11 protein-coding genes are annotated in these 12,173 nt (G+C 57.2%); all 11 read right to left on the reverse strand.

The features are described 5' to 3' along the window. Positions 1–214: 214 nt before the first annotated feature. The 11 genes from P3T25_RS24545 to P3T25_RS24595 all read right to left on the reverse strand — a co-directional run bounded on the left by P3T25_RS24545 (position 215) and on the right by P3T25_RS24595 (position 12,139). Positions 215–1,435 carry a hypothetical protein gene (locus P3T25_RS24545; RefSeq protein ID WP_429359143.1) on the reverse strand — a complete coding sequence of 407 codons (1,221 nt, stop codon included), beginning with the start codon at positions 1,433–1,435 and terminating at the stop codon, positions 215–217. Positions 1,436–1,543: 108 nt separating this feature from the next. Further along, positions 1,544–2,191 (reverse strand): type 4 pilus major pilin, encoded by a 648-nt coding sequence (locus tag P3T25_RS24550; RefSeq protein WP_429359144.1) that lies wholly within the window; start codon positions 2,189–2,191, stop codon positions 1,544–1,546. Positions 2,192–2,325: 134 nt separating this feature from the next. Further along, positions 2,326–3,402, reverse strand: a complete 1,077-nt coding sequence (locus tag P3T25_RS24555) for a type II secretion system protein (protein WP_429359145.1) — start codon at positions 3,400–3,402, stop codon at positions 2,326–2,328. A gap of 54 nt (positions 3,403–3,456) precedes the next feature. After that, on the reverse strand, positions 3,457–5,268 hold the full coding sequence (locus P3T25_RS24560; protein ID WP_429359146.1) for an ATPase, T2SS/T4P/T4SS family: 1,812 nt from the start codon (positions 5,266–5,268) through the stop codon (positions 3,457–3,459). Further along, positions 5,238–5,978, reverse strand: coding sequence for a hypothetical protein (locus P3T25_RS24565; RefSeq protein WP_429359147.1), 741 nt, complete (start codon positions 5,976–5,978; stop codon positions 5,238–5,240). Before P3T25_RS24565 ends, P3T25_RS24560 begins: the two co-directional genes overlap by 31 nt. Beyond that, the gene (locus P3T25_RS24570; RefSeq protein ID WP_429359148.1) at positions 5,965–6,957 is read right to left on the reverse strand and encodes a hypothetical protein; all 993 of its coding nucleotides are present in this window, start codon (positions 6,955–6,957) and stop codon (positions 5,965–5,967) included. The genes P3T25_RS24565 and P3T25_RS24570 overlap by 14 nt, the downstream gene beginning before the upstream one ends. 322 nt (positions 6,958–7,279) lie before the next feature. Next, positions 7,280–8,872, reverse strand: coding sequence for a type II secretory pathway protein (locus P3T25_RS24575; protein ID WP_429359149.1), 1,593 nt, complete (start codon positions 8,870–8,872; stop codon positions 7,280–7,282). Between the two features lie 4 nt (positions 8,873–8,876). Continuing rightward, entirely contained in the window at positions 8,877–9,329 is a 453-nt protein-coding gene (locus tag P3T25_RS24580) for a TcpQ domain-containing protein (protein WP_429359150.1), read from the reverse strand. Positions 9,330–9,470: 141 nt separating this feature from the next. Further along, entirely contained in the window at positions 9,471–10,130 is a 660-nt protein-coding gene (locus tag P3T25_RS24585) for a prepilin peptidase (protein WP_429359151.1), read from the reverse strand. Positions 10,131–10,241: 111 nt separating this feature from the next. Further along, positions 10,242–11,318, reverse strand: coding sequence for an ATPase, T2SS/T4P/T4SS family (locus P3T25_RS24590; RefSeq protein WP_429359152.1), 1,077 nt, complete (start codon positions 11,316–11,318; stop codon positions 10,242–10,244). Positions 11,319–11,320: 2 nt separating this feature from the next. Continuing rightward, positions 11,321–12,139 (reverse strand): topoisomerase C-terminal repeat-containing protein, encoded by an 819-nt coding sequence (locus P3T25_RS24595; protein ID WP_429359153.1) that lies wholly within the window; start codon positions 12,137–12,139, stop codon positions 11,321–11,323. Between the last annotated feature and the right edge of the window lie 34 nt (positions 12,140–12,173).

The following is a 12,173-nucleotide window of genomic DNA, read 5'->3' on the forward strand; positions in this document are numbered from 1 at the left end:
TTGTGCAGCCGCGCCAGTCGTCCAACCAGGCGCAGTAGAACACGCTGGAGGCGACTGAGCAGCAGTCCTGATAACGGACCCACAAGACGAATCCTCAAAGTTATACGAGCAGTGTGTACGCTGTGCCTGTTCCTGTGCGCATGCGTGAGTCCCGAGGACGAGACCCACGCACAGAATTAAAAACTTCAAAAGTTCTTTCATCGTTGTACCCGTATTAGTAGGAGCAGTAGGTCTCAACTTCCCCTGTACCGATAGCCCCACCGTCCACATTTGATGTACCTGAACCTGAACCATTCGTGATTGAAATCGTCCACGGTCCCGCACCAGGGCCAGAGAAGTTCACCACCGCAGTCGTATCGACCCGGAACGTCTGCGGCACCAATCTCATTTGCGGCGATCCCCCGGCGAAGCATGACGGCGCAGGCACCACCGAACCATTTGCAACCTGATAGAAGTTGTAGGCTTGCGTGGGACCGCCAACAGGCATCCATATCGCGCCCTCGCCGTCATTCAGGTTCTGGCAAGAAAGCTGTTGCCCTCGCCCGTCGCTGTTCGAAGCCTGGGCACCCAACGGACTACAAGCCGCCCGAGGCGCACCGATGGCACCGGCTTGAATCGTGCGAGCGACCGTGAGAGTTCCGCCGACCGTGGTATTGCCCGTGGTGTTAAGCGTTGTCGCGGTTGCCGTGCCGAGACTCGATGTTCCCGAAACAGTCAAGGCCCCTGTGCTGATCGTGCCCGTTGCGTCGATGCTATTGACGTTATGCAGCGATACGCCGTTCACGTTCTGATCGCCGGTCCACGTCAGCGAGCCATCACGGCGGATATACAGCATTCCCGTATCACCTGAACCGCCGTTGTTCGTCGCCATGATCGTTCCGCCTTGCGAACCCAACGGGTTTGCAACCGACCACGCCCCGCCGATCCCGGTAATGTAGGCCGGTCCCGATTGCAGCCCGTTCGAAAGCGTTTTCGTCGCCGTATTCGAGTATCCGAATTGCGAATCGTGCGAGTTCGCTGCGGAAACGATTTGGGCAACGTCCGAAATGTTGGCTACGCCGTTCTTTGTGTAAACGGTTGAGGGATAAAACTGATATGCGATATGGCAATTGCCAGCCGAAGCCGTACAGGTCGCAGGAGTCACGGTCAGTGCAATCGTGTACGTGCCACCCCAAAACGGACTCGCCGCGTAGTTGTTCTTGAGGTTCAGCGCCGTCAGCGCCGGGGCCGGTACGGTAGCGCCGCCGTTCAAGCCCGCGAGCAGTGTGCCCTGTTGCTCCGTCAGATACGTTTGCAGGGCATTCACGATAGCCGCTTCGTTGTAGCCCTCTGCGGTAAGCATTTGAATATGCCGCTTCGCCACGTCCTCCCGAATCCCAATCAAGGTCAGGATTGCGGACACGGCGAGGACAACAATCATTTCAATGATTGACACGTTCTATTCCTCTTGATCGCGACTTGATGCCGCTTAGATAACGGAAAGGCCAACCCCTGCGACGAGGTTGGCCTTCCATGAACCCCGATCTAAACGGGCGACCAGGCGTTAGCTACGCGTGGTGTACAGCTTGACTGCCACAGTGGCGGTAGCGCCCGCAGCACAGGCCGCACCCGATGCGCTCGACTTGTACGGCACGGTCGGACTGAAAACCGTGGTCGCGCCAATATCGACTTGCTGGAACACCGAGGCCAGCTTGCCAGCGCCCATTGCGCACACTGCGACCGGAACCGTGTAGGTCAGGACAAACGCATCGTTCGCGTTCGTGACCTTGCCGACTGCGCCCGTTATCGTGCCGCCGAACATACCCGTGACCGCCGAAAAGTCAGAGGCCACGCGTGAACCCGCTGCATCGAACGCGTGATTCTGCGCGAGCGTGGTCAGCGTTTCGCCCGTGAAATCCGCGTCGGTTTCCGTTGCGGACTGGATGCCGGTGTGGAAGTGCGAAACTTCGGACGTGAAGCTCAACGACTGCACGAAGTTGCGGACATACGGAACAGCGACGTACACGGCCAGCGCCAGCAGAGCCGCGACGCCAAGGACCGCGCCCGCTTCGATTAGCGAGAGTTCGCCCTTTTGCTTTCGATTGCGGGAAGCAGCGAGCTTCGAACGGATCGAGGCGAACACCGGCTTCTTTGCCATCGCGGTATCGACGGCAGCTTCGAACGAATACGCTGCGTTTTTATCCTCTTTCATTACCAATTCCTCAAAAGATTCTTGTTGTGCGCCCTAGCGCGCGCCCGAAAAATCGGGAGGCCAAGAAATCATATCCAGCCGCCCGCAGCAATGCAAAAAACAGCTTAAAACTCTAATTTCGCAGATTATTGAACTCAGAACGAGCCGGAACCGATCATGTTTTGCAGTCCTACGAGACCAGTCATGAGGTACGAGCCGAGACCAACGACAACAAATATTATTGCGGCCAAAGCGAGCAGTACCAGATGCGTGCGCCGAGCATTGCGCCTGACTGCTTCGACCACGCTTTCCAGCGAATCCCGGCCCAACAACTTGATTGCCTGCACAAAATTATCCCGGCGTTCCGCGTCCGCGATCTTGTCCACAATGAGCGTCGAAAAGATGCCCGTTTCGAGGGCACGCATCGGTGCTTCGGGCCGTTGCTTCAAGTGACGCAACATGCGTGAAATGTGCCATTTGAGCCACGGGTCGGCGTTGACCTTGATCTTTTCCAGAGACGCCTGAATGGTCAGCCCCGAATCGAATAGACCGGACAGGGAAACAATCAACAGTGCCGCCCGCAGATCGCGTCGGTTACGCCACATAAGCGGCGCGTTGTCGAACTTGTTGCGCAGATCGCCGGTCCAGCGCTTCAATCCGTAGAAGTAACCGAGGACCATGAGAATGACCATCGCGGTATTGAACCACCAGTAATCGGCGCAATACGTGTCCAGCGCGTAAAGCCATTGCCCCGGCGTGCTCCACTCTTTCAGCGGGCGAATTTCCAGAACTTGCGGGTAGATCATGGCACCGAACATGAATGCCAGGCCGTACATATAGACTAGCAAGATAATCGGATATGCCAACTGCACCGCGGTTGTGACGGCCAAAACACGTTGAGCGCCCGCCGACATGGCGCACAGTTCGAAACCGCGCCTTGCCGCGTCCTCCTTGGTAGACGATTCAGCCAGTTCCAGCAGTGCGTATTCTTCGACCGGAATAAACGGCTTCATAGACACGGCCAGTCCGTCACCCTTGGTCAAGCGGTCACGAATCTCGCCGTACACCAGATGGACGATCTTGTACCTACCCTTGTTGCGTTTTTCCAGAACGGTCAGACGTTCGTTGAGCGTTTCTTTGTTGCGCAACCCTTTCGTCGCCACAATGTCTTTCATGGATTCGACATAGAAGGTCTCGCGCTCCTTTCTGAACCGCCATTTCGCGACTTTCAACCGCTCCTGATACGGGAGCAGCGAAATCAGTTTGTGAATCAGTTTGCCAAACATTTACGCCCCCGCAATCGGTTGCACGCGATACACGTCGAACCCCTTCATCGCATGGTGGATGAAAAGCGGGTCGATGATCCCCTGACTGGCCTTGTACAGCGCGTGTTCGTAGATGGTTTTGCCCGTCATATCGGGATTGTCGAAACCCGTTGTGCGCCCTGCGCGCCATACGCGTTCGGCACCACGCCAATCCTTGAGCAGAATACGATCAAGAAATTCCGGCTCAGGCCGGTAGATTTCCATAGCCAAAGTCTGCCCCTTCGTGCCGCCAGAAACCTTCCCCAAGCGCGTGAAAAGGCCCTTTTTACGGCATGTCGGGCAACCGTCTTCATCACGGCAATACATTGTTGACACGTCAAGACCGAACTTACTTTCCAGAATTTCCTGAATTTCGGGGTCCATTACCTCGCGCGCTACAATCTTGCAATCGGGGCACAGCAGCGGAATGAGCTTTTGATTTGCGACTGCCGCAATCACCTGGTCGGAACCAACTTCATCAATAGCCATTCTCAGGCGATCCCCGACCAGACGCATGTACACGCCCATCATCCCATTCGCGTGAGTCGTGGTCCGCACCGGATGCCCGGTCAGCGCCAGTTCAACGACAAGACCGGCGACCGCCGAATCAAGAATTTCCCCGATGGTCAGATCGTCCGTATCCGAACGCATTTTCACGCGGATCATTTCCGCGACCTTGCGCTTGAATTCATCTTCCGTTTCGTCGGCCTGGCGGGGGACCGACTGTTCGGAAAGCCACGGCATAGGAAACTCAGTCGGCATACTGATAGCGTGCTGCTTCATCATTTCGCGCCCCACCACCATGTAGGCCAATGCGCGCAGCAACGTGGACTTTGCCGAACCGGTTTCGCCCGAGAGAATCACTACACCGCCCGAGATATTCCCCAGGCTGTTGATGATTTTCAGTTGCGATTTTTCAAGCCCCATCGTTTCCGGCATTCGGAGCTTGGCTTTGTAATTCAGCACGTCACCATCGGCAATCCGCAGCACCAAATCGTAGCCGTCAACTTGCGGATCGGACTGCCAACGCAGATTGAGAGTTGCCCGCGCCAAGGTCAACTGGATATTGGCCGACTGCGCAACCGTGGTCTGGAAGGCGTTCGCGCTGTTGGTGTTCTTCAGCACGAGGTCTTGATACACCGCCGACAGCGACCGCGTAATAACTTCGCGCGGAACCCATTTATACGTGTACAGATCGCCGTCAACGCGGAAACGAATTTCCGCCTCCGCGCGCCAGTCGCGAACTTCGAAATGCACGTCAGACGCGCCGTAGTCGGTTGCCGCTTCGATCACGTCTCGAAAAAAACCGATAGCCTTCGAACTCTCGCTAACGCTACCCGAACGCTTGCGCTGCGCCCGTTCGTAGATACCGGCGATTGCTTCTTCGCCTGCGTCAGCGAACTCACGAATTCGGATGTGCTGGCGTTCCAGATCGCGGATATACGTTTGATAGAGCGGAGAGTTGTTGCGAAAGGCTTTCGTGGACACCACGATTGCCGTACCTGAGTGCATATCGACGGCGACAAACTCTTTCTTCGCTACACCGGAAATCTGCACCGTAGCGTCTTCGTCTGAATCGCTAAGAATCCGCTTGAAATCGGCCAGTGATTCAGCCGAGTCCAGGTGCGGAATCTGCACGTCAGACGTGTATTCGTCGTCGCCGCCCTGCACTTCGGTATGACCGTTCATCGCACGAATGATCGCGTTCTGCTTCGGGCTTTGATCGTTGCCTGCACCGTTGAACATTAGATTCCGCCCCTTGTTTAGTTTTGTGCGGAAACCGGCACGGTCCACGTGCGCTTGCCGTCCGTCAACGTCACATCGAGACCGTGAACGCTTTTGGCGGTAGCCCCGTTGAGCATCTTTTGCCCGAGTGCCGCCGAATAGACGCCGCCGTTATAGCTGTACATCACGCGAGTTTCCTGGCTCCCGCTATCAACCATCGTGGCGACAATCGCCACGTCACCGGCCATCGGGCGCGAAGAAGGCAGCGGGCGCATGGTTTCGGGGTTTGCACGCGGAGGCGCAATCGTCGCCGGAATCATCGTCGCCGGAATCTGATTCAGGATCGGAGCCGGGACCTGGGGGCCACTCCCGCCGCCGAGGGCCATATCTGCGCCGCCCGAGGAAGCCCGAATCGCGCTCAAAACCTTTTTGCGGGCAGCTTCGTTGATTTGCCCGAGAAGCAAATGCGATTGTTCAGCGGACAGTGGAACCGCAACGTTGCCCTGGACGCCGGAACCCGCCAGATCGGGCGCGGAGACCACCGCACCGGGACCGATGACCGTACCCGAGGACAACGGCGACGAAGCCGCCACAGGGGCCACTACAGGCATTTGCACGGCCCCTTTCGTGGCCGACAGATCGACGGCGGGGGCAACACCCACTTTTGCCGGGTGCGCCGACGACATGGGTTGATTCACGACAGGGGCCACAACGGCATGAGCCGACGACACCACGGCCAACATCGCAGTAGCGAACACAATTTTCTTATCGAACGACATAGTATTTTCCTTGTGCAACGAACTTGATTCCCACGGAACCAGCTTCGAGAGGGGCCATTTGATCCAGACTCACCGTGACCGATTCAAGCGTCATGTTCGACGGCAGATCGTCCAGCAATTCGGATTGCCAGCGGTAGCCGTCAATTTCCCACGTGCCCTGACGAATCACCGAAACGTGCGGTTGACCGGCAGGTTGAGGCGTGCTGAAAATCGGCGTGGATTTCCCGAGTTGAACCGCATAGCCGTACCCGGCCAGATCGGTTTCCTTCGTCGCCATCCGTTGAACCGGAGACATGAGCTTGTCGATGAACTGCTGTTCGGTCGGCCACTTCTCTTGTTCCTTCTGGTCAACGTCATCGACTTTCGGAGCCACCGGCCCCTGCGCCGTCAACGACTGACCATCGAGGGCGAGCGCAATCGGCTTCATCGAGGCCGGGGCCGCTTTAAGGAATTCATCGTAGGAGCCACCCATGCGCGTAAGCGCCAGCGTGCAGGAACCCGGAACCCGGCAATTCGTGTGATTGAATTGCCAGCCCGACATAACCGATTCCTGACTGTCGAACATGGTGAGAATTCGCGGAGCGGCCAGGCGAGCTTGCGGCATATTGCCCGCAAACGTCGTTTGAACCGCCGTCGCATATTGCTCTTGCCACGAAAGCGCCTGATGATCGTCGGCCACAACTTGCGTCGAAAACGCGCCGAATCCGATTTTCACGGCAAGACCGATAATCCCCAGCAAAGCCACGTACACCACGGCATTAGGAATGCCCTTGGGGACGCGTTTGAGCTTGCCGACCTTTGGCAACGCCGTCAGTTGAGCAGGATCGAATTCCTGGTCATCACCGCTCGCGTAGCCCTTTGACACCAGCACAGCAGGAACAAGCCCTTGCTTCGCCGCTTGCTCCATAATGTCTTGCTTACGCCGGAATACCTGTTCCGGCTGCAAAACTTCATCGACGTGAACCGCGCCGTTGACCACATAGATGAGATACACACGGTCCTGATCGGGTATCAACACCAGAGCCGCAGGACGCCGCTTAACGTCATCGAGAGACGCAACACGGGCCGCACCGGAGTACAACACAACGTCTTTCGTTTCGTCCGATTCCAGCGTGACAAAGCCAGCGTTCGTGTTATCACCGGCTTCCATTTCGACGTAGTGCGACGCCGAGAAGGATTCGGCGTAGCGCCCACGCCCATCCTTTTTCCCCTTGGTCGAGTACGCGCGCCAATCAAGCCCGAAGATCAGGCGTGCGCGCTTCTCGCCGGGGATTTCGTCAGTAATGTGCATGGACGCCCCTTTACATCGACGGCACGACAGTAGCGGTCAGCATCACCACCTTGAACGTGCGCGACTTGTTCCACGTACCGGTAATACCTGCGATGCCGCCGCTAGTGGTCGAATCCGCCGTATTTTCTTCCTGGCCGTACAGCACGATCGTTTGGCCGTCCGACAGGGCCACCGTTTCATCGTCGCGACTGTTGATCGTGTGCGTCAACTGAATCGACTGCGCGCTTGCGCCCGAACCCGCGCCCGCAGTGGTGAACGGCCCGTTGAGTTTCGAATTGTCGCGCCAGTACGACAAAATGATTTGGTTGTGATCGTTGACGGCGGGCAGGATATGCAGGAAATCGCCCGTGGTCAGCGTACCAGGCGTGAGGCCGATAGTTGAACCTCCCGAGAGCGCACCCGCCGAAGGCGAAGTGGAACGCAGGTAGTCATCCGACTGGAAATTCGCGACCGAGACCGGCAGGCCGTTCAACGTGATCTTCGTGACCGTAGTATCACTGATCGTCTTGCCGTACTGATTCAGCGCGTTAATAGCGGCGTTCGTACCCGAGAACGGCGCGTTGGCCGCGAGAACCGAGAGGCCAACGGAACCACCACCCGTGGCAAGCGAAGTCGGGGACGTGAAGCTAACTGCGTATTGCGCCAGCCCGTTTTGAATCTTGTTGAACACAACGTCCGCATTAACGCCCGCTTGCGAACCATTCTTCAACGCGATTTCAACGGTGCGAACACGCATCGCGACTTGACGGGTTGCAATACCGTTTTCGCGCTGGAGAACCGCCGCCATCCGGTCAGCCGCTTCGCGCGTATCGTAGATCATGACGAGGCGCGATTGCGGGTTCACCGTCACGTGGCCAATCGGGGACGTCAACTGATTTAGCGTTGCAGTGATCGACTTGATTTGATCGAAGTCGCCCTTGCGACCGCTTGTAGTCGTGGCCGAAAAATTGCCGTTCGTCGTGGTCGTACCGCCCGACGACCCCGCCGACTCATTACCGGTTGTCGTGGACGTGCCCTTGGTCGAGGTCGATTCAATCGAGACCGTGCCGGGGATTGCCGCGATTTGATACATGCGGGTCACGACGCGCGAAACCGTGATCTTGGCTCCGTCAAACTCCCACGAAAGGCCGAGGCTGTCCGTCATGTTGCGCAGGTAGTCCGCGCCGTTGCACGAAACGCAGCTTTGATCGTAGACAGGGATTTCGTAGGTCTTCGTACTCATACCCTTGCTGCCGCCGACTTGCGGCACCAGCGATTCACGCGGGATGAACACGTCCGGGGTCAACTGCACGGGATAGCCCAATTGCTGCGAAAGAACCGAAGCCATGAGCTTCAAATCAATATTCGCGGGCATCGAAATTTTCTTCGTGCGAAACACGGGCGGCAACGACGCATCATAGGCGAGCGCTATTTTCGAATCACCGAGGTACGCCGTGCGGACGTGTTCCACCAGCGGGATACCCCGGCCCGAAGTTGCCATCGCCGCTTTCCCGTCTGCGTCTGCGCCGTTATACGCGGCATTGATATCGCCTTGCGAGACCACGCAGCCCGACAACACACACAGGGCAGCAGCGCCCGCGATTGCAGAAAGTTGAAATTTCATGGGGTTAGTCCAGGCAGTTACCGCCGCGTGGGATCACGCGGATAACATTGTTGATATGCTCGCAAACGCGCGAGGGCGTGGACATGTGATTCGTGGCCGCCATGACTTGCGCCAGAATCTTATCCACCGAGCCGCGAAACGTCGCATTGAAACTCGCAGGCAGATCGTCACCCACGCTCCACGCGAGTTGATAGCCGTGTTTGGTCAGGAAGTCTTCGAGAGCCGAACGCAGATTGCCCGATTGCGGCGTGATAGCGAGCGTGAACACAGCCGGGGCCGCAGCAACCGGAGCCACAGCAGCAGCCGGGGGGGCGACAACGGCTTCACCGGGACCAAGGCCCGCCACTTGCGCGACCGGAATCGGACCGCCGACCACGGGGATTTGCGCGAATGCCGACGCGGTGACCCCGCACGCGGCGAACGCCAAAGCCGCCCGTTTGAGGAAGCATTTTTTCATCTTATTCCTTGCCCTTCTGGTGGAATGGTTCGAACAGCAAAACAATCTGGCAGGGACCGAAAAACCCTACCTCACCACACTACTGATTTCGTCTCAGCATTTTGTCCTCTGCTTTTCGGAATTGCAATTTTGAGGCGTTTTTCAAAAAATGAGCGGATTGGAAAACAGCATCACCAATGCGCCCAAGGTCAAGCCGGGACCATAAGCAAGGTTTTCGTGACCCTTGCCACCACGTTTAAGCCACAGGCCGTGCGCAACAGCGACGACCGATGAAATCAGCACGACCGGCAAAAGCACTTGCCAGCCGAGCCACGCACCGATAGCAGCCAACAGCTTGAAATCGCCACCACCAATGCCATCACGGCCCGTTGCAACCGCCGCCCCTATCGAGACAGTGCGCAGGCCGACATAGCCCGCCACAGCACCTAGAATCGCGTCTACCGGGGATGCGAATGCGTGACCCACGCTCACCAATAAACCGATCCACAGAAGCGTGAGCGTTACCACGTCAGGTAGCAGGTTGTGCCAGTGGTCAACTAATGCGGATACCAGCAAAACCCCGCAGAACAGGAACGCAACGGCAGCAACCCACGTGAGGCCGAATGCCATGAGACATAAGCCATTCGAGAGAGCAGCACACGCGGCCATTGTCAAATAATGCCGCGCCTCAACGTGGACAGACCGCAACGCCTCACCGGGTTCAAGCATCACGTTTTGGGCGATTATTTGGCCCGCACGGGGCATGAACAGGCCAACCGCAGCAGCGAAGAAAACGGATATTGCGACGAGACTGTTTTTCATGGACTTGCCATCATTGACGAGCTTTCAACGTGAAAGACCCCCACCACTCGCGCGATAGGGGTCTCTTTGTGACTGCTATTGACGTGATGCGAATACAGCGACCCTTTTCTGTCAGTGTTCGAACATGCTTTTCTTGAAGCGCGGATCGTACAGAATTTCGCGAACGCCCCATTTCTTCATGAAAATGTACACATCGACCGTTTGGTGAATCGCCCGCAGGATCATGTCGTAATCGAGGCCGAGACCCACGGGAGAAGCCTTCACCAAGTCAGCAATACGCCCCGGTGCTTGCCTGGCGGAATCCGCGTGCGTCGTGAAGATCGCCCCCGGATGCCCCGTATTGGCCGCGTTCAGGAAGTTCCACGCCGCATCGTCGCGTAGCTCCGTCAGGAAAATCCGATCCGGCGACAGGCGCATACACGCTTTCAAACAAGCCGCCGCCGAGATACGGCCTTCGCTGGTGCCATAGGTCATGTAGCCGATTTCGTGTAGCCTATCCGAATTGACTTCGTGAATGTCTTCCAGCACTAACACACGTTCCGTCGCCGGAACCAAGTCCAGTAGCGTGCGGTGCAGTACCGTCTTGCCCGAACCCGTGCTACCGCAGATGCAGATGTTTCGGTGCGACAGCACCGCAGCCCGGTAAAACTCCTTGTAGTCCTTGGCCGCTAACAGGTCGAGCATTTTCTGTTCGAACGGCTCAATGTCCATCGCTTCCGTAAGGGTCCGAACTTTAATGTCATCGAACCGCCCTTCGGATTCCAATTCTTCAAGCGTCTTGTTGATTTCCAGGTGCTTACGAATCGAGATAAGCACCGTCCCTTCCAGAACAGCCGGGGGCCAACAGATGACGACTCGCGAACCATCGGGCAGTTTCAAGTCATTAACCGGTTGTTCCGGCAACCGGTTCAACGACAGCAGTGAGGCCGTGAGCTTTTTCAGGTACGCGTAGTCGATTGCCAGATCGTCAACGAGAATCCGGCCCTTCGTGGTCACCTTGACGACCTGACAATACTTGTTGATCCGAAGTTCAAACACGGTCGGATCGTCCAGGTATTGACGGAGCGGGCCGAGCGTGAAATTAACGGTTTCCTGGTCGGAGATTTGACGACGAGCCACGGAACCCAGCAGCCCGGTCCCCGTGTTCGACGCCCCATTAGCCGACTGACGGGCGGCAATATCACTCACGCTCATTCCTCATCGAAACGGCTGCGATCCGAGCCGCCCTTTCCCTTGCCCGACTTCTTCTGTTGCTTCTGCTGGAAGACATAACCCACCTTCCCGCCCTTCAACTCCAACGCGGCTTCGAACTCGTTGCCCGTGCTCTTGGACTTGAAGCCCTTCAACACCTTGGTAACTTTGCCTTCCAGCAGGGCCTTGATCGCGGATTCGGGCAGCTTCTTTTCGCCCATTTCGCCCCACAGCACGAAATCGCACTTGGGCTTGACTGCGTTGCCTTCCGCATCCTTGATATTGTTGTGTTCGCAGAAGTAGTGCTTGCCACGATGCACCACGTTACCGCTGCACTTCGGGCACTTGCCGACCGACTCTTGCGGACGGTCCACAAATTCCAGTTCAAGCGTGCGCTTCGGCGGCTCACCATCGTTGTCCGGGTCCACGACCGCGAGCTTGAGCCGCGCCCAAAACTCGTTGCCGGTCTTCGGGGATTCGAAGTCGGTAATCACACGCGACTTGCCATCGCGCAAAATTTCCTCCATTTCATCCACGGTAATTTCGTGCGTGAACAACGAGCGCCACGCTTTCCAGCCGCACTGGCTTTCGAATGCGCGCTCGCCAACGACAATCGTGCCACCGCAGGCGGGGCACGGGTGTTTCAGCACCGACACCTGATCGGGGTCTGCCGACACTTCGCCTACGTCACCGGGACCGGTTTGCAGCGAGGAACGGCCAGCGTCCGACAAGGCACCCTGGTTATCGTTCAGCTCCGCTTCCAGTTCGTCCATTTCCTCTTGCGACAGTTCGCTGTTGCCGTGATCGAGTTCGCTCATGTGATCCTCAAATATCGAATTTGCGAATGGGAAA

Source organism: Paraburkholderia sp. GAS32 (assembly GCF_050434225.1).
GTDB lineage: Bacteria > Pseudomonadota > Gammaproteobacteria > Burkholderiales > Burkholderiaceae > Paraburkholderia > Paraburkholderia madseniana.